Source organism: Lysinibacillus sp. ACHW1.5 (assembly GCF_022014815.1).
Taxonomy (GTDB): domain Bacteria; phylum Bacillota; class Bacilli; order Bacillales_A; family Planococcaceae; genus Lysinibacillus; species Lysinibacillus capsici.
The window spans coordinates 914,553-934,002 of sequence record NZ_CP091777.1; the positions used below are offsets into that span (position 1 = coordinate 914,553).

Annotated in this window: 19 protein-coding genes; 18 read left to right on the plus strand and 1 reads right to left on the minus strand. The window is 38.3% G+C overall.

The window, feature by feature from the left end:
* Positions 1-2: 2 nt before the first annotated feature.
* The gene (locus tag L6W14_RS04210) at positions 3-1,214 is read right to left on the minus strand and encodes a nucleotidyltransferase (RefSeq protein ID WP_237899537.1); all 1,212 of its coding nucleotides are present in this window, start codon (positions 1,212-1,214) and stop codon (positions 3-5) included.
* Positions 1,215-1,381: 167 nt separating this feature from the next.
* On the opposite strand from L6W14_RS04210, the gene L6W14_RS04215 reads away from it, so the two are divergent.
* The 18 genes from L6W14_RS04215 (at position 1,382) to L6W14_RS04300 (ending at position 19,447) form a co-directional block, all read left to right on the plus strand.
* Positions 1,382-1,915: a YceD family protein gene (locus tag L6W14_RS04215; protein WP_004224818.1), complete on the plus strand. Its 534-nt coding sequence runs from the start codon at positions 1,382-1,384 to the stop codon at positions 1,913-1,915.
* 24 nt (positions 1,916-1,939) lie between these two features.
* Positions 1,940-2,113 (plus strand): 50S ribosomal protein L32, encoded by a 174-nt coding sequence (gene rpmF / locus L6W14_RS04220; RefSeq protein ID WP_004224819.1) that lies wholly within the window; start codon positions 1,940-1,942, stop codon positions 2,111-2,113.
* A gap of 163 nt (positions 2,114-2,276) precedes the next feature.
* Positions 2,277-3,044, plus strand: coding sequence for an enoyl-CoA hydratase/isomerase family protein (locus tag L6W14_RS04225; protein WP_016992547.1), 768 nt, complete (start codon positions 2,277-2,279; stop codon positions 3,042-3,044).
* A gap of 110 nt (positions 3,045-3,154) precedes the next feature.
* Complete coding sequence (locus L6W14_RS04230; RefSeq protein ID WP_004224822.1) at positions 3,155-3,532, plus strand: transcriptional regulator; 378 nt, start codon at positions 3,155-3,157, stop codon at positions 3,530-3,532.
* Between the two features lie 376 nt (positions 3,533-3,908).
* Complete coding sequence (locus tag L6W14_RS04235; protein ID WP_237899540.1) at positions 3,909-4,811, plus strand: ketopantoate reductase family protein; 903 nt, start codon at positions 3,909-3,911, stop codon at positions 4,809-4,811.
* Entirely contained in the window at positions 4,808-5,203 is a 396-nt protein-coding gene (locus L6W14_RS04240) for a DUF3397 domain-containing protein (protein ID WP_131521632.1), read from the plus strand. Before L6W14_RS04235 ends, L6W14_RS04240 begins: the two co-directional genes overlap by 4 nt.
* Positions 5,204-5,597: 394 nt before the next feature.
* Positions 5,598-7,214, plus strand: coding sequence for a bacillithiol biosynthesis cysteine-adding enzyme BshC (gene bshC / locus L6W14_RS04245; RefSeq protein ID WP_131521631.1), 1,617 nt, complete (start codon positions 5,598-5,600; stop codon positions 7,212-7,214).
* Positions 7,215-7,467: 253 nt separating this feature from the next.
* Positions 7,468-7,899 carry a division/cell wall cluster transcriptional repressor MraZ gene (gene mraZ, locus L6W14_RS04250; RefSeq protein WP_048394670.1) on the plus strand — a complete coding sequence of 144 codons (432 nt, stop codon included), beginning with the start codon at positions 7,468-7,470 and terminating at the stop codon, positions 7,897-7,899.
* Between the two features lie 62 nt (positions 7,900-7,961).
* Entirely contained in the window at positions 7,962-8,912 is a 951-nt protein-coding gene (gene rsmH / locus L6W14_RS04255; RefSeq protein ID WP_048394669.1) for a 16S rRNA (cytosine(1402)-N(4))-methyltransferase RsmH, read from the plus strand.
* Entirely contained in the window at positions 8,913-9,284 is a 372-nt protein-coding gene (ftsL, locus tag L6W14_RS04260) for a cell division protein FtsL (protein WP_004224836.1), read from the plus strand. It begins immediately after the preceding gene.
* The gene (locus L6W14_RS04265; RefSeq protein WP_131521630.1) at positions 9,281-11,503 is read left to right on the plus strand and encodes a penicillin-binding protein; all 2,223 of its coding nucleotides are present in this window, start codon (positions 9,281-9,283) and stop codon (positions 11,501-11,503) included. Before ftsL ends, L6W14_RS04265 begins: the two co-directional genes overlap by 4 nt.
* A 57-nt stretch (positions 11,504-11,560) precedes the next feature.
* Positions 11,561-13,477 (plus strand): stage V sporulation protein D, encoded by a 1,917-nt coding sequence (locus tag L6W14_RS04270; protein WP_103117543.1) that lies wholly within the window; start codon positions 11,561-11,563, stop codon positions 13,475-13,477.
* A 125-nt stretch (positions 13,478-13,602) separates the two neighbouring features.
* Complete coding sequence (gene mraY, locus L6W14_RS04275; protein WP_131521629.1) at positions 13,603-14,574, plus strand: phospho-N-acetylmuramoyl-pentapeptide-transferase; 972 nt, start codon at positions 13,603-13,605, stop codon at positions 14,572-14,574.
* Positions 14,574-15,923, plus strand: a complete 1,350-nt coding sequence (gene murD / locus L6W14_RS04280; RefSeq protein ID WP_131521628.1) for a UDP-N-acetylmuramoyl-L-alanine--D-glutamate ligase — start codon at positions 14,574-14,576, stop codon at positions 15,921-15,923. The genes mraY and murD overlap by 1 nt, the downstream gene beginning before the upstream one ends.
* 40 nt (positions 15,924-15,963) lie before the next feature.
* On the plus strand, positions 15,964-17,043 hold the full coding sequence (ftsW, locus tag L6W14_RS04285) for a putative lipid II flippase FtsW (protein ID WP_131521627.1): 1,080 nt from the start codon (positions 15,964-15,966) through the stop codon (positions 17,041-17,043).
* Between the two features lie 21 nt (positions 17,044-17,064).
* Positions 17,065-17,898, plus strand: a complete 834-nt coding sequence (locus L6W14_RS04290; protein WP_048394656.1) for a cell division protein FtsQ/DivIB — start codon at positions 17,065-17,067, stop codon at positions 17,896-17,898.
* Entirely contained in the window at positions 17,876-18,604 is a 729-nt protein-coding gene (locus L6W14_RS04295; RefSeq protein WP_131521626.1) for a DUF881 domain-containing protein, read from the plus strand. The genes L6W14_RS04290 and L6W14_RS04295 overlap by 23 nt, the downstream gene beginning before the upstream one ends.
* A gap of 123 nt (positions 18,605-18,727) precedes the next feature.
* Positions 18,728-19,447 carry a DUF881 domain-containing protein gene (locus L6W14_RS04300; protein ID WP_237899549.1) on the plus strand — a complete coding sequence of 240 codons (720 nt, stop codon included), beginning with the start codon at positions 18,728-18,730 and terminating at the stop codon, positions 19,445-19,447.
* Positions 19,448-19,450 lie beyond the last annotated feature (3 nt).

The window sequence follows — 19,450 nt, forward strand, 5'->3', positions numbered from 1 at the left end:
CTTTAGCAACGAATAGGTGGTGTTTGATAATCCTTCGGCAGCGTAAGATTCTTTGTTCCTTGCTCGATACTTAAATTATAAAGCTCTGCTGCATGTATATCGATAGCTAACATCGCATCATTGGTAGCTGCAACTCGACTGATTAAGGGTAATTCTATATTCTTTTTTTGCTGTCCTAAATAAGCTTGTCCCATCGAACTCATACCCAATAGCCGAATAAAGGAGGGCGCGTTAAAACTTTGAAGCTGCTGTTTGGTAAACCCTGTATAAATATGTGTTATCATCCGTTGAAGGCGGGTCCAGGTATAACGCTTAGATTTTATTTTTTCCATAAAGCTATAAAATGTAGAACTGGTTTTGGCAGCTTTGACAATTGCGTTTTCTATGCCCTCAGTTACTTCTGCATAACGAGTAAGCTCTGAAGGAGCATGTCTTACAATGGTGAACTGTAATAACGGCCAAAATGTTTCCCAGCTTGCAAATTGGTTATACTTTGTATGCCAGTCAGTTAAATATTCAAAAGTAGCAGTAGGAACAACATTTTGTACACTTTGTAAAGAATTTGTAGAGGCAAGGGCTTTACGTATGCCAGTGGCACTGGCGATTGATGCATCTTCCTTTAAAGCATCATGATATCCTGCTGCAACGCGAGGAATTGTTAGTGGTTTAATGTTGCTGTTAAGTGTCCTCGCTGCTTCAAGATAATGAAAGCCCAATATATTATTTGGTTGTGCAAGATCGATGTATGGAGCAGGGTACATCTGAGAAAGCTGTTCATAGGCGTAATGTAGGCTTTTTGGGTAGCTGGCACCTGTTTTAAGGCTGTCTTTAATGAACTGGTCATATTCTGTACGGTGGCTGTCAATCAGCTCAAAAGTGTTTAGAAAGGGCTGAATAGAGCCGTCTTCACTTCCAAAGGCAAAAGAGTTGCAACCAACAGCACTTAATAAGGAAATGGCTCCTTTTGCGAAATCTGTGGCAGGTGCTGTACTATAGACATAAGGCAGTTCAATAACAATATCTACACCGCCAGAAAGCGCCATTTTAGTACGTGTCCATTTATCTACCATGGCAGGTTCTCCACGTTGTAAAAATGTGCCGCTCATAACAGCGATTACGAGATCTGCCTGTGCTGCTTTTTTAGCCTGTTCTAAATGATAAGCATGTCCGTTGTGAAAAGGATTATATTCTACAACAATTCCAACTGCTTGCATGCTTCTCCCCCTTATAATTTGTGTCTTTATTTTAAACTGTTAGGAGTAAATACACTTCTCATAGTATATAATTATAGGTGGGTTTTAAAGTGGTGACAAGAAATTATCTTGACATCTATTTTTACACATTATATAATCAACAGTGTTGTCTCGAGGTGATTAAACGAATGAAATGGTCAATTCATCAATTATCTAAATACCGCCAAAACGGGATGCCAATCGATGCCTTTGTCCAGCTGGACGAAGTGATGGAGCGAAACCAGGATATTCGAGCAATTTCGCCCGTTCATGTAAAAGGGCTATGTACTTTTGGTGCATCGCAAATGACATGTCAGTTAACTGTGACAGCAACGTTAACACTACCATGTGCTCGCACATGGGAGGATGTTGAGTTTCCAATTGAAGTTGAGACAGTTGAAATTTTTAGCTGGATTGACGAAGATAAACGAGGAGACGATGACGGAGACATTCACTATATTGACGGTGAAGTCATCGACATGAAACCGGTTCTTGAGGAATTAGTTTTGCTTGAGGTACCAATGCAAGTGTTCAAGGAAGATTCTGAAGGACAAGTGCATGGTGGTAAAAATTGGTCTTATGCAACAGATGAAGACGTAGAGCTACACAAAAAAGCTGACGAACAAAAAGTGGATCCAAGACTAGCTGCTCTAGCTAAGTATTTTGATCAAACAGACGAATAGACGATCTGTAAGGAGGTGCCATCAATGGCTGTACCATTTAGAAGAACTTCTAAAACTGCAAAAAGAAAGCGTCGTACGCATTTCAAATTATCTGTACCTGGTATGGTAACTTGCCCTAACTGTGGTGAGGCTAAATTATCACACCGTGTTTGCAAAGCTTGCGGACAATACAAAGGTAAAGAAGTAGTAAGCAAATAATACAGTGTTTGCTCACTTAAAAGGCTAGTAGAGAGACCATGGCTCTTTACTAGCCTTTTTGTTTGCTTAAAAAGACGGAATATTTCGTTGATTATGAAGTTCTTTACAATAGTGAAATAATTGTGTGATACAATTTATTCATTGCGACAAAGGGGGTAGTGATATGTCTTATACGATTGACAATCATGATGGCATTATGACGTTTACCATTAACCGTGAAGAGAAACGGAATGCTGTCAATGATGAAGTGATGAACGGTCTTCAAGAAGTCATTACATATATTCGTGGGCATGAAGATGTGCGTTTCTTAGTAGTGACTGGTGCTGGCGATAAATCGTTTTGCTCAGGAGGGGATTTATCTGAGTTTCATTCATTGGAAACAGAGGATGAGGCATTTGGTATGTTAAGTAAAATGGGGAAAATATTATACGACCTTGCTACGCTTCCTGTACCAACTATAGCACTTATAAATGGTACTGCTGTTGGAGGGGGCTGTGAGATTGCAACAGCTTGTGATTTTCGTTTAGTAGCTAGCCATGCGAAATGCGGATTTATTCAAGGGACACTAGCCATTACAAGTGGCTGGGGTGGTGGTACATATTTATTTGAACGAGGTTTGCGTCATGATCGTGCAATGAAGATGCTAGTGGATGCGAAGCCTTACCCTGCGCAATTATTATATGAGATAGGGTGGGCTATGCGTGTTTTTGAAGGCTCAAAAGAAGATGCCTTGAACGATTTTATTGAACATATGCGAAAGATTCATCCTTCTGTTCATAAAGCTTATAAGGAGATTGAGCTTCGAAAGTGGCGTGAACGAAATATGTATGAGCGTGTGATGGAAGAAGTTCGTACCTGTGCAAAGTTGTGGGAAAGCGAAGCGCACCATCAAGCGGTTAATAATTTCTTGACAAAGAAGAATAATAAGTAATGTATAAAGACAGTGATGTGAGTAAAACATCATCACTGTCTTTTTTCATGCAATGATTCTATTTTGCTTGCTTTTGCATATAGTAGTAAAAAATGCGAGGGTGATAGATTATGGAATTGAAAAAAAGAAAAGATCAATGGACAAAGGAAGATGATGAAAGACTAGCAGAAATCGTATTGCATAATGTGCAAAATGGCAAAACACAGCTAGAGGCCTTTGAAATGGCGGCCATAGAACTAGGTCGTACAAAACAAGCGTGTGGTTTCCGTTGGAATAAAACATTGCGTGGTCAATATAGTCAGTCACTATTAGCTGTGCGAAATCAGCCCCAACAATCTATGCGAAGTCATTTGAAATTAGCGTTGACAAGTTTTGACGAATTAACGGAGGCTTATCAAACGCTTGAAATGAAGCATCGTGAATTGCAAAATGAGCATGAGAAGCTAGTGAAATGGCTTCAGCAAGGTTATTCATTAATGAAAGATTAAAAATATGATTACGTGGCTGTAGAACATGAATTACATTGCTTTTCTTTTATGGACATAAAACCCTTTCTGTATATCGTCAATAATCAGTCTATCCTGTATAATAAAAGAACCTGCGTAGAAGGTGCCTTAGATGTATTCTAAGGCACCTTATTCTTATAGTTTTATGAATGTATGCTATTCGGAGGTGAAGCATTATATGGTTGTTTTAAAGTCTGCTGATATAGGAGGCACGCCAAAAAGTGCGTCATCCTCTTTAATGGTGTGAATAATATCGTGTTGCTCTAAAGTATCACAGAGTGTTTCGAGTTTTTTGGACAATCTGGATGTAATGACGCCGAGGTAACAATGATCAGTAAAGATGGAAAGGGTGTAGACAATGAAAGTAGCGATAATTGGGGCAGGGGCAGTTGGTCAATTAACAGCAAGTTTTTTAGCGGAGTCTGGTGTACCAGTAACGTTGGTTGCCAGAAGGCAGGAACAAGTAAATGAACTAAATGCCAAGAAGTTAACACGTATCAACGTTGATGGGACTAAAACTGTGCAAAGGATTGTTGCTACTACAGATTTGGCTAATCTACCAAAGCAAGATTTACTAGTGATTGCTGTTAAATACGGACATTTGCAAAAGCTCTACAATCAATTAGCCTTATTTCCAAGTGATATGCCGTTGCTTTTTATGCAAAACGGCTTAGCGCATTTGGAGGAGGCGCTACTCTTGCCACAACAAAATATCGCCTTTGGTTCAGTGACCTTTGGAGCTCAATTGATGAACCAATCGACGGTTCAGCATAGAGGAGTAGGACTATGTAAAATAGCGATAGAACGAGGAGAACACCAGGCTTTTCAACAGCTACTACAATTACAACATTCCTTATTTCCTATTGAATTGGCTAGTAATGCAGAGCAAATGCTTTTTGCAAAAGCGGTGCTTAATAGCTTAATTAATCCATTGACAGCTGTATTGCAAGTAAAGAACGGAGAGTTAGTGACTAATCAACAAGCATTTTTACTGCTAGAACATATTTATCGAGAGCTTACAGAAGCTTTTGAAGAAATTGAACACACCATATCTTTTAGTGATGTGATAGACTTATGTAGGAAAACAGCCAACAATACTTCATCTATGCTAGCGGATCGTCTGCAGGGTAGAAAAAGTGAAATCGAAACAATTGTTGGTGTCATACTAAATAAAGCTTTAGCAAACGGTCATAATTTACCTACTTTGCGTACTTTATATCATCAAGTGCTTGCAATAGAGGAGAGCGGTGAAAGAAGTTGAAAGACCTTTTACATATAGTTATTAGTATCCTTATTTTTTGTCCAATTGTTCTTTTCGTAATTGTTTATCTGGTTGGCAGGAAAGTTAAAATTCGTGGCACACATGCTTTTGGAGCAGCCTCTGATGTTACGACATTGTGCTTGTTTTTTTCTGTTCCGTTAGCCATCGGCGTACTTTGGCGTGTGAATGTTGGGGCTCTTTTGGTGATACTCGCGATAATGATGGCTATGATTTTTACATATATTGATTGGCGAACTAAAAAGGAAATAGAAGTAAAGCCGTTATTAAAGAAAATTTGGCGTTTTTTATTCTTAATACTTAGTACAGCTTATCTAGTGATATGTATCGTGGGTGTTATTCAATCCATTATGGAATATTTACAGGTTGTCTAAGCATTTTCTTTTCATGTTGAAGCTTTAAGCGTTAAAATAATAGCATTAAAATAGTTATAAAAATCATTCTATGGGATGAGAATATGGATTGCATTCATAAACCTTCGTAACTAGAAGCGTAGTTCAGTGACATGAGGAAGTGAACCAGCACATGTTTTTTGTACCGAAAGCAAAGTTAGGTATAGAAAATCCTTCTCGAGGGAGAGCAATGGCTTTTAAATCGAAATGTCTGCTGCAACATTGTTGCCTAAAAGCCGCTAATAGATGCCGCGGATTTTTTGAGCAATTTGAATGTCAAGGCGACATTGAAAGCCTTATGTGCATAGTATGAATGAAATTCAATTTCTTGTTATGAGTAAGGAAATGATTTAGTGAGTAGAGGAGTTTATGTTAAATGAAACTGGAGTCAATCCAAGTACCTATAAAAAATCATGTACTAGCAGATTACTGGTCGCCAAATACTGCCATTCATCAATTTTTTGAGTATGAATACAATGATCAAGCTTTTGAGAAAAGAGCGGAGCATTTAGCGCGAAATTCCCGTGATCAAAAAGAATTAACTACAATCATCCGTCAATTTATGGAGCCGCTGGGGTTATCAAAAAAAGCGAATGAACATTTAGAACAACTAGAGCAAGGAGCTATGGTAATAGTTGGTGGACAACAGGCAGGTATCTTAACAGGCCCTCTTTACTCCGTTCATAAAGCTATTTCAGTTATTGCATTAGCGAAAGAGCAAAGTACGAAGCTTCAACAGCCTGTTATTCCTGTTTTCTGGATAGCTGGAGAAGATCATGACTTAGAAGAAATCAATCACACCTATACGGTCCATGGGGAATTGCTGAAAAAAAGAGCTTATGGAGAGCGCTCTAGACGTAAAACGATGGCTTCTGCAACAACCCTAAACAAAGAGTCGATGACGCAATTAATTAATACAATTATTCGTGATATTGGAGAAACAGAGTATACAGAAACGTTGATTAAGCAATTAGTTGACGCATTGAACAATAGTGAAACATTTACAGATTTCTTTGCCTGTCTAATGAATCAATTATTCAAAGAAGAAGGCTTATTATTAATCGATGCCGCCAACTTTCAATTCCGTCAATTTGAACATAAATATTTTGCTCAAATCATTCAATCCAATGAAGAAATTGCTAGAGTAGTAACGGAAAAGGAGCAAGAGCTTGAATGTGCTGGCTATGGTAAGCCTATTTTAGCAACATATGAAGCCGCTAATTTATTTTACGTAGAAGATGGGGAGCGACATCTTTTAGAAAGAAAAAATGATCTGTTTGTTAATTTAGCGGCAAACCTTAAATTTACACAAGAAGAGCTATTAGAAGTGGCGCATAATCATCCTGAACGTTTAAGTAATAATGTAGTAACTCGCCCGTTGATGCAGGAGATGACATTGCCAGTATTGGCGTTTGTTGGTGGCCCGGGAGAGCTAGCTTATTGGGCGACACTGAAAAATGCATTTTCAGTGTTAGATTTACAAATGCCGATTTTTGCTCCGCGCCTACATATAACTATTGTCACTCGTCATGTAGAGCAATTATTACGCGAGCATCAACTAACTGTTACTGACGTATGGGAAGGGAAAGCATTACACCTGAAAGAACGTTTTATTGCAGATGTACAGGACAGTGAAGCCAAACGCCAAATTCAAGCTATGCAGCAGTTGTTAGTAGAAAAATATGAAGAGCTAGCCTCCTATTTAGAGAAACAGCATCTGCAATTAGATAAGATTCTTGAAAAAAATCAAGAAAATCATGCGAAGCAATTTGACTATCTACAGCAAAAAATTGAACAAACTGTATTGGGTAAGCATGAAACGACGATTCGTAAATTTATGACACTGCAAAATGAATTATATCCTAATGATGGTTTCCAAGAGAGATCCTTTAATCCGTATCAATATTTCAATGAGTTTGGACCTATGTTAATTACTGAAATGCTGAAGCAAAATTATAGTATCGGTAAACACCACTATTTACTTTATTTATAAAAATAAAAATAGATACTTTTTACCTAATTAGTAATTTGATATCCTGTGAATTTGATGAATAATGTCGAGATAAATAGTATTTAAAGAGCTATCCTACCAGGGGTGGCTCTTTTTTTGTATCATTTAGCACATGTCAAAAAAATTCCTAAAGGTCTAATTGCATATTAAGTGATAAAATGTCAAGTTTTTTTTAAAAAAAGTGGAGGAAAGTGGGGGGATGTGGTACATTATTTAATAAAGTGGGGTGAGTAGTATGTTCATGGGAGAATATCAACACTCCGTTGATGCGAAAGGGCGATTAATCGTACCGGCAAAATTTCGTGAAGCTTTAGGCGAAACGTTTGTTGTCACAAGAGGTCTCGATAACTGTCTATTTGGCTATCCTATGAATGAATGGCGAAAACTCGAAGAGAAATTAAAAGGTTTACCAATGACCAAAAAAGATACACGAGCATTTGCGAGGTTTTTCTTTTCTGGAGCAACAGAGGTAGAGATAGACAAGCAGGGGCGTATCAATATTCCAACTACCCTTATGCAACATGCGCATTTAGTAAAAGAATGTGTGGTGTTGGGTGTTTCAAATCGAATCGAGATTTGGGCTAAGGATGCTTGGGAAGCTTACTTTAGTGAGTCTGAACAATCTTTTAATGAAATTGCAGAAAATATGATTGGCTTTGATTTTTAACTTGTAATAGGCATTACAACGTGATAGTTGAATGAGGTTAAGGCCTGAGAGGAGCGAGTGGTATGTTCGATCATACAACCGTGTTATTAAAAGAAACTGTTGATGGGTTGAACATAGATCCTGATGGTGTATATGTGGACTGTACACTAGGTGGTGCGGGACACAGTGAATATCTAGTACAACAATTATCAGATAAAGGCCGCTTAATTTGTTTTGATCAAGATATGACGGCTATTGAAAATGCGAAAATTCGATTAGCACCTTATATAGAGCGTGTTACATTTATCCATTCGAATTTCCGTTACTTAAAAGAAGAACTATTAGCTCATGGCATTAAGCAGGTTGATGGTATTTTATATGACTTAGGCGTATCTTCTCCACAATTAGATACACCTGAGAGAGGCTTTAGTTATCACCACGATGCACCACTTGATATGCGTATGGACCAAACTGCAACACTGACAGCATCAGATGTTGTTAATCAATGGGCATACGAAGATCTTGTTCGTATATTTTTCCGTTATGGAGAAGAAAAATTTTCTAAACAAGTTGCTCGTAAAATTGAAGAGGCACGAAAAACAGCGCCGATTGAAACAACTGGTCAACTTGTAGAATTAATTAAAGAGGGTATTCCAGCAGCGGCACGCCGAAAAGGTGGACATCCGGCAAAGCGCATTTTCCAAGCAATAAGAATTGCTGTTAATGATGAGCTAGGCGCAGCAGAGGATTCATTAGTCGATGCGATTGATATGATTAACGTAGGGGGGCGCATTAGTGTCATTACGTTCCATTCATTGGAGGACCGCCTATGCAAGACAATCTTTAAGGAAGCGTCATCATTACCGGAATTACCGCCAAATTTACCTGTAATTCCTGATGACATGAAGCCAACTTTAAAGCTTATTACACGAAAGCCTATTATTCCTTCTGATGAAGAATTGGCAGTTAATAATCGTGCGCGTTCAGCGAAGCTTAGAGTGGTGGAGAAAATTAACGACAAAGGGCGTGAGTAAATGGCAGCAGTTCGTGTAAGGCAACAGCACCAACATCAACAAGTGCAACAACCGATAACACCACCTAGTCCACAACCCACTATCATACGTCGTAAAAAAACGAACCAGAAGTTTGAAAAGACAATGCTAATTGTTTTAATTGGCATTATTGCTGTACTAGGAATTCTTGTATTAAATAAACAAGCAGCGATTCAAACAACAAGTATAGACATTCAAAAAATCGAATCAGAAGCAGAAGAGATTGCGAAACAGAATGTTGACTTAACGGTTCGTGTAAGTGAACTTTCTACATACGAAAACATATGGAAAAAAGCCAAAGAACTCGGTTTAACTCAAAATGAGAAAAATGTAAAGGTAGTGCCGGGAGAATGAAAAAAAAGAGATTTCGATTCCAATGGGGAGCCTTTCTATTATTAATTTTTTATGGAGGGCTCTTTTTTCTATTATTCACAAGAATGGTGACATTACAGGCTACAGGTGAAGTGGAAGGACAAGAGCTTGCAGCGAGAGCAGCAGCTAAGTATGGTAAGGAAAGTGTAATTACAGCTAATCGTGGGAAGATTTATGATCAAAATGGACAAGTAATTGCAGAGGATACATTGAGTTATCGCATGATTGCCATTGTAAGCGAAAAGGCTACAACAGATCCAAAGAATCCTCGACATGTAGTAGATTCGGAGAAAACGGCAAAAGTACTAGCGAAATATATTCCAGCGATGAAGGAAAAGGAAGACGAGATTGTTAAAAAATTGAACAATCGATATAGAAGTGATGGTGAACCTTTATATCAAGTTGAGTTTGGTAGCGCAGGCCGTGGCATTAGTCACGAGGTCATGAGTAAAATAAAGGAAGAAAAATTACCAGGAATTCTCTTTGTGAGTGACTTAAAACGGTATTATCCAAATGGTGTATTTGCCTCTCATTTAATTGGCTATGCTCTCAAAAAAGATAATGAAGATGGCACGGTTACAACCAAGGGAGAAATGGGTCTAGAATATACGTATGATAAAGAATTAACAGGCGTTAATGGCAAGGTGGAATATGAGACAGATGCTTTCCGCTATTTGCTTCCAAACAGTGAGAAAATGATTACACCTGCAAAAAATGGGGACGACATTTATTTAACACTTGATAAAACAATCCAAAGCTTCTTAGAGGAAGCAATGACAAAGGTTGAACAGGAATATAATCCTGAGTCCATGACCGCGGTAGTAGCAGATCCGAAGACTGGGAAGATTTTAGCAATGTCACAGCGTCCTACATTTAACCCAGAAACACGTGAAAGTCAAAATATGAAGTGGCTGAATGAGGTGATTGAGGAGACAATTGAGCCTGGCTCAACGATGAAAACTTTCACGCTTGCTTCAGCTATCGATACTGGAAAATGGACACCGAATGATAGGTTTATGTCAGGTTCATATACAGTATTTGACCGTACGATTCGAGATCACAATAGATATGGTTGGGGTCCAATTACTTATTTAGAAGGTTTTCAACGCTCTGCCAATACTGGTATGGCCCATTTATTAACTAAGATTGGCGATGACGTATTTATTGATTATCTGGATCGCTTTGGTTTTGGGCACAAAACGGGAATTGATTTACCGAATGAAGCAGCGGGTACTATTTTATCGAAGTACCCTATTCAACGAGTAACAACAACTTACGGCCAAGGTTCAACAGTAACACCTATTCAGTTAATCCAAGCGATGACTGCTATTGCGAATGATGGCAAGATGATGCAACCGTATGTTATCGACCGTATTGTTGATTCTTCTACAGGGAAAATTATTCAAAATCATGAACCAGTTGAAAAAGGACAGCCGATTAAAGCTGATACAGCGAAACAAGTACGAGAAATCCTAGCTTCAACATTAACATCAAAACATGGGACAGCGAAGGATTTTATATTGGAGGATTATGAGGTTGCAGGGAAAACGGGGACTGCCCAAATTCCGAAAGCTAGTGGTGGATATCTTTCAAACCAATACCTTTATTCATTTTTAGGCTTAGCTCCTGTAGATGATCCACAGCTAATTGTATATGTCTCAGTGAAAAAACCTAAGCTGAACAATGAGCTTGGATCTGTACCAGTATCAAAAGTCTTTAATCCAGTTATGTTAAATAGCTTAAAGCACCTTAATATCAACCCAGACGATGTTCAACATGTCAATAAAGTCAGCATTCAGGACTTTACAGGTCAAAGTGCTGAAGCGGTTGAAGTAGAATTAGCCAATGATGGTTTACAACCAATTGTTGTTGGTAGTGGTGGTAAAATTATTGAACAATATCCATCGAACACTCAAAAACTGGTAAAAGGTAGTTTTGTATTTTTAAAGACAGATGGCGAGGTAACATTGCCAGACTTTACGAATTGGTCATTACGTAATTTACTAGTCTTCAAATCTATGACTGGACTCGAGATGGAAATATTCGGCGAAGGTTTTGTAGCAAGTCAAAGCGTTTCAGCTGGAACCGTCATCACTGATAGTTCCCCGATTGTTGTTAAGCTTAAAACACCTGCCGAAAGCTTTGTACAAGACGTTGAAGCTGCCTCTGAGGGCGAAGTTGAAGAAGTAGAGGATGAATAATACTGAATAGAAGTCCACTTTATTTCATACGTTGTAAAAAACAAGGTGTGATGTCGAATGAAGTGGATTTCTATCCATTCTAAAAAGCGTTTACGTATTTTATATGTGTTGTTTATGTGTGTAGCAGTGGCAATTGTTGTTAGGTTGTTCTTTTTGCAAGTGTTAGATCAAAAAGAATTGACTACCAAGGCAGAGGAGAACTGGGACAGGGAAATTCCATTTGCGAATGAACGAGGGCATATAACAGATCGAGATGGAGAGAGTATTGTAACTAATAAGCTAGCGCCTACTTTATATTTCATGCCTTCACAAAGCAATGATATTGAAGGAGCTGCTGAAAAAATTGCCCAGGTTCTCGAAGTGGATAAGGCGAAGCTATTAGAGAAAATGCAAAAAAAAGCGTACTTAGTGAAACTAGCACCTGAAGGCAAAAATATACCTTATGAAAAAGCAGTAGAATTACAAGGCATGCAAATTGAAGGGTTATATAGTGGTGTTGATTATTCTAGGGATTATCCTTACGGCACGCTATTATCTCGATTTTTAGGTTTTACAGGGTATGATGCCCAAGGATTAGCTGGAATAGAATATGAATATGATAAATTTCTGCAGGCTAATTCTTCTGCGATCCGTCTCTTTACAGATGCAAAAGGTAATAATTTGCCTAATGTTTCAAGTGCTTGGAAAGCAGGAGAGGATGGTGCTACGATCGAGCTAACAATTGACGTTGATGTACAGCAAGTCGTAGAGCGTGAGATGTCGCAAGCAATGAAGCGCTATGAAGCTGACCAAGCACTAGCGATTGCGATGAATCCAAACACTGGCGAAATTTTGGCATTAGCCTCTTATCCTACTTTCCATCCAGCTGAATATCAATTAGTAGAGCCAGCCATCTACAATCGAAATTTACCTGTATGGATGACGTATGAGCCAGGTTCTACTTTTAAAATTATTACCCTTAGTGCTGCGTTGGAAGAAAACCTAGTGGATTTGGAGCATGAAACCTTTTATGATCCAGGTTATACGATGGTGGCGGGTGCAAAGCTTCGCTGTTGGAAACGTGAAGGACATGGGCATGAAACCTTTTTAGAGGTGGTTGAGAACTCCTGTAACCCAGGCTTTATAGAATTAGGTCAGCGCCTAGGCAATGAACGACTACTACAATATATTAAAGACTTTGGTTTTGGAAAAAAGACAGGGTCTAATATAGCTGGTGAAGCATCGGGTATTTTATTTTCTAAGGATGCCTTTGGTCCTGTTGAGCAGGCCACCACTTCATTCGGGCAAGGGGTAGCCGTGACACCTATTCAACAAGTTCAAGCAGTAGCTGCTGCCATAAATGGAGGCAAGCTTTATACGCCATATGTTGTGAAAAAGGTATTTAATCCAAATACAGGAGAAGTCATACAAGAAACACAACCAGTTGTTAAAAATCAGGTAATTCGTGAAGAAACCTCTGCTAAGGTTCGAGGTGCTTTGGAATCAGTAGTAGCGAATGGTTCAGGTCGACAAGCCTTTCGAGATGGACTGCGCATTGGTGGTAAAACTGGTACAGCACAAAAAGTTGAAAATGGCCGTTATAAAAGTGGAGAATACATCGTATCCTTTATTGGCTTTGCACCAGCAGACAATCCGCAAATTGTTGTCTATGTAGCTGTTGACAATCCGAAAAAGACAACCCAGTTTGGTGGTGTTGTAGCAGCACCTATAGTGGGGCAAATTATTGAGGATGTTGCGCCTTTTGTAGGTATTGAAAAATCGAAGGAACAACTGGAAAAGGATTATCGTTATGGTGACCCAATTACTGTGAAGGTACCGAATTTTATTGGTCAAACAAAGGATGATATTGCCAAGCAATTTTATCCATTCCGTATTGAATGGCATGGAGAAGGGACTAAAATTGGTAATCAATTACCTGAAGTGGATAGTGTTATCAAACAAGATGGTACCATTCATTTATATTTGGAGAACTAAAATAACTTTACCTTTAAAAATTGGGAAAGAACCACTATTATTATGAAGGGTAGTAATAATAAAATGAAAGTTAATGCTTTTTTCTTAAAGAAGAAAGTGAAACAAGATTTAAAGGAGATTTTTCAATGAAACTCGCAACAACACTTACCATTTTAGCTCTTGCTTTTATAGTAACAGTTATCCTGGCACCAATTAGTATTCCACTTCTTCGTCGTCTCAAGTTTGGGCAAAGTATTCGAGAAGAGGGACCAAAATCACATATGAAAAAAGCTGGTACACCAACAATGGGGGGAATCATTTTCTTAATATCCATCCTCCTAACAACTGTTGGTGTAGGTAGCTTTTTAGATTTATTAACGACACAGACCGTAGTACTTTTATTAGTATTAGCAGGATTCGGCTTAATAGGTTTATTAGATGATGGTTTAAAGGTTGTATTTAAAAGAAATTTAGGTTTAACCTCTCTTCAAAAATTGATTGGTCAAATTGTTATTGCTATTCTTGCGTATTTCCTTCTACATGTAGGATCGTTTGATACAACGTTAGCTATTCCTTTTACGGAGTGGACAATTGATCTTGACGTATTCTATGTAGCCTTTTTAATTTTCTGGTTAGTAGGCTTCTCCAATGCAGTGAATTTGACAGATGGACTAGACGGGCTAGTGGCGGGTACTGCCTCCATTGCCTTTGCAGCATTCGGTGTTATTGCACTATTCCAAAGTCAGGCAGATATTGCACTATTTTCGTTTGCTGTAACAGGTGCTTTATTAGGCTTTTTATTATTTAATGCAAATCCTGCAAAGGTATTTATGGGGGATACGGGGTCATTAGCATTAGGTGGAGCATTGGCTATGGTATCTGTCTTAGTAAAAGAAGAATTCTTGCTTTTACTAGTTGGTTTAGTGTTTGTGATCGAAACACTTTCCGTTATTTTGCAGGTAGGTAGCTTTAAGCTTCGAAAAAAGCGTATTTTTAAAATGAGCCCTATTCATCATCATTTTGAATTATCGGGTTGGTCAGAATGGAAAGTAGTGCTTGTCTTCTGGTCAACTGCCTTAGCAGTAGCATTAATTGCAGTCTTATCGGAGGCGTTCTAATGAAAAACTATACAGATTTACAACATAAAAAAGTACTTGTGTTAGGTCTAGCAAAAAGTGGTGTGGCCGCTGCGGAAATTTTACATGAGCTTGGTGCATTTGTAACAGTAAATGATTCAAAACCATTTGATGAAAGTCCAGATGCACAAGGGCTATTACAGAAGGGGATTACTGTAATCTGTGGTCGCCATCCTGAAGATTTACTTGATGAAGGCTTTGAGTTAGTGGTAAAAAATCCAGGTATACCTTATAGCAATCGAATTGTGGCTGATGCCCTTAGTCGAGAGATTCCAGTCTGGACAGAGATTGAGCTAGCTTTTTTAATTAGTGATGCACCATTTATTGGTATAACAGGCTCAAATGGCAAAACAACGACGACAACTTTAATATTCGACATGTTAAGTAACGGAAGTAAAAATCCGTTAATTGCTGGAAATATTGGGACAGTTGCTTGTGGCGTTGCAAAAGAAGCTAATCAAGATGACATCATTGTAACAGAATTGTCTTCTTTCCAATTGATGGGGATCAAAACATTTAAGCCTAAAATTGCTATTTTGACAAATCTTTATGATGCGCATCTAGATTATCATGGAACATTTAATAACTATGCTGAAGCGAAGTTTGGCGTAACTCGTAATCAAGATGACAGTGATTATTTTATTTATAATGCCGACCAACCGATAGTGGTTGGATATGCAGCACAATCTCATGCACAGAAGATTCCATTCAGTTCGAAGGGGCGTACTGCAAATGGGATTAGTGCAGATGATACAACAATTTATTGGCAAGGTGAACCATACATGGATCGCGCGAGCATTGCCTTGCCTGGTAAGCATAATTTAGAAAACATCCTAGCAGCTGTGGCAGCCTGTATTTTAGTTGGCTGTGACAAAGAGAAGATGGAAGAGGTTTTAGCGACATTTGGTGGAGTTAGACACCGTACACAATTCGTACGTGAATGGAACGGTCGTAAGATTTACAACGACTCTAAGGCAACGAACTGTTTAGCGACAAAGAGTGCTTTAGATGCTTTCCAAGCTCCTGTCATTTTACTCGCAGGTGGCTTAGATCGTGGACATTCTTTCGAAGAACTTCGCCCTTGTATGAGTCATGTAAAGGGTGTTGTTGCGTTTGGAGAAACTGGCTTACGATTTGTAGAATTTGCAAAATCGTGTGGTGTCGAACATACCGTCATTGCTCAAAATGTAGAAGATGCTGTTCAATATGCAGCACCGATGTCTTCAGAAGGAGATGTTATTTTACTATCTCCAGCATGTGCAAGTTGGGATCAATATGACAGCTTTGAAATACGTGGAGATGTTTTTATTGATGCTGTAATGAAGCTGTAATGAGCCTGTAACTATTTTAGAATATACTTGACTTGGAAGGATGGCATTACTGAGAGGTAAAGAAAGCTACTTATTGCTCGTCACAACTTTGATGCTATCAATAATCGGCATTATTTTCGTCTATTCTGCAGGTACCTATTGGAGTGCCGTTCATTATAGTGGAAAAATGCCGTTTTATGTGAAGCAAAGCGTATACTTTGTGGTAGCCATTATCGTATTTTTAATCACGATTCGATTAAATATTTTGAGAGAGCAGTCCTTTTGGAAAATGGCCTATATATTTTCGTTAATTTTACTCGTTCTTGTACTGATTCCTGGTATAGGATTGGTGCGAAATGGTTCGCAAAGCTGGATTGGTGTAGGTCCATTAACAATACAGCCAGCAGAGCTAACGAAAATTACCGTCATTGTGTACTTGAGCCATATATTAGCCCAACATAAAACGGGCACTCCTGTTGTTAACTGGCGACATGGTTTCATCCTGTTACTTCCTGTTGTTCTTATCATGTTGCAGCCGGATTTTGGCTCAGTATTTATTCTCGTTGTATCTGTGTTTTTATTGTTTTTTGTCGCTGGCTATCCGCTCAAACTATACGCTATGATTATGCTTGCTGGCGTCGCTGGATTAGTAGGTCTCATAGCGACAGCGCCTTATCGTCTAAAGCGTATAGAAGCATTTCTTGATCCATGGGCTGATCCCTTGGTTAGTGGGTTCCAAGCGGTGCAATCTTTAATGGCTATCGGTCCAGCAGGAATTTTTGGGCATGGCTTTGGACAAAGCCGACAAAAGTTTCTGTATTTACCAGAGCCTCAAAATGATTTTATTTACGCCATTATTTTAGAAGAAGTCGGATTGATTGGTGGCCTCGTTATTTTAGCGCTTTTTGTACTAACGATTTATGCAGGCTACAGATTTGCTGTACAGGCTAAAAACCGAACGTCCTATTATGCGATAATCGGGCTAGTCACAATGCTTATGGTGCAGGCTTTTCTAAATATAGCCGTAGTAATAGGTTTAGTGCCAGTAACGGGTGTTACATTACCTTTTATTAGCTATGGTGGAACATCTTTAGTAACAATGTGGTTAATAATAGGTATTATTTATCAATTAGCGAAATAAATATAAAGGAGGAGTACTTTTGTGGAGAAAGTAATTGATATAGAAGAACGCATACCTACGCTAAAAAAGCGACGAAAAAAGCGTACAAACCGGAAATTTATAGTGCTAATATTACTTTTCTTTATTGTGTTAGCAGTACTCCTTTATTTTCAGTCTCCATACAGTAACATCAATAAAATTACAGTCAATGGTGCTAAGCTAGCGAATGACCAATATTATTTGGAGGCAAGTACTCTTGCACCAGGAAAATCAATGTGGAGTTTCAAAGTGGAAGATATTGAGCAGATTTTATTAAAGGATAAATGGGTAAAAGAAGTACAGGTTAACCGTAACTGGCTACAAGGCGTAACAATTGATATTAAAGAATGGAAAAAAGTTGCGTACTTAGCTGGAGATGGGACTTATTATCCTTTGCTAGAAAACGGCAAGCGCTTTGAACAAACGGGAAATGATACACCCATTGATGCACCTGTTTTTATCGGGATAACTGGTGAAAAGACAATTAATAAGCTTGTTGAACAGCTAGCACAATTAAAGCCAGAAGTATTAGCTTTAATTTCTCAGGTTAACACGAATAGTAATGAAGCAAATCCAAATGCAGTCAAGCTTTATATGAATGATGGCTACGAAGTACGTGCTGTTATTCAGACACTAGCGGAAAAGTTAAATTACTACCCCTCTATTGTCGCACAAATTGCTAACTTAGAAAAAGGTGTGATTGATTTAGAGGTCGGTTCATACTATCGTCCCTTTAACGAGGAATACAACAAGATTAGTATTGACATGGAAGTAAATGCAGATGGTGAAATGGTTAACCAGGAAGTGACAGAAGATGAACAACAAGAAGACGAATAGCAAAGGTAGTTTTTTTACTAGAAAACAATTCGAATTACTAATTGTTTGTGTAACAACAGGATTTATCATCGGCTATTCATACAACCAGGCGAAAGATAATCGAGAAGCAGGCACTCTTAATTCTGAGCTTTTTGAGCAAGAAGATTCTTATCGTGAGGAGCTAATCACTCAACAAGAGCGCAATAAAGAACTCACGGAAGAACTAAATAATTTACAAGAACAAATTCGAAAGTATGAAAAATCCTTTGCTTCAAACGAAAAGGACTATAAGAAGCTTGTTGAGCAAGCAGAAGATTTACGGCTTTTACTCGGTGAACTAAAGAGTGAGGGGAAGGGCATACGTATAACCCTTCAAGATGGAGACTATGATCCAAAATCCTTAAATCCAAATGACTATATTGTCCATGAAAGTCATGTATTTAAATTGTTAAATGAACTAAAAATTTCAGGCGCACAAGCTATTGCTATTAATGGACAACGTGTATTAGCGAGTTCTTATATTCGCTGTAATGGCCCAGTAATAACAATTGATGGTACACAACATCCAGCTCCGTTTGTGATCGAAGCGGTTGGTGATTCAGATACATTAATAGCTTCTTTAAACTTAAACGGGGGCGTGGTGGATCAATTATTAAATGACAATATTGTGGTGTCACTTGAAGAAAATCAGAAGCTTACCATGCCAAAAGTAAAAATAGAAAGTTAGGACAAGTTCTATACTTTAAATTTCATGTTTAATTTAGCCTCCAGTTATATAGTCGATTGTAGAAAATTATACAATGCAAAGTCGTATTCTGAGGGGCATACGATACGTCTAGGAGGGGCTATTTTGAAAAGAAATATGTACACCCGAATAACGATCGTGCTATTTATTATCGGTTTGATGATAGCGGTACAATACAATACCATACAAAAACCAGCTGAGCGAGATACACGAGATATTTGGGCAATAAGAGAGGAATTAGCACAAGAAAAACAAAGACATTCCGCACTACTGGCAGAAATTCGCTCACTTCATGAAGTAGTGGATCGCTATGAGCAATCTGAAAAAGTAAATCAGCAAGCAGCCTTAAATGAAACATTAAATCGTTTAAAGCTGCAAGCAGGATTAACAGAAGTTATAGGGCCAGGTGTTGTACTTCGAGTTGAACCTGCACCTGAACTGATAGAAATGGGCTATGAAATTCAAGAGATTTCACCTGATTTGTTAACTCAATTATTGAATACCCTTTTTAAGAACAATGCTACTAATGTCTCAATTGATGGTAATCGTGTAGTACAAACAACAGCCATACGTGATATCAATGGTAAGACAACGGTAAACAGTATACCACTGTCTTCGCCTTCATTTGAGATATTTGTTGGGACAAGCGATTATAAAGCAGCGCAAAAAATGTATAATTCCTTGCTGGCCTCAACATTTATAGACTCATTTTATTTAGACAATTTTAATTTAGTAATTGAAGAACCAATTGAACAGTTACAACTTCCAGCATTTGATCAGCCGTTGACAAATGATTATTTAGCAGAGGTAAAAAAAGGAGATTAATAT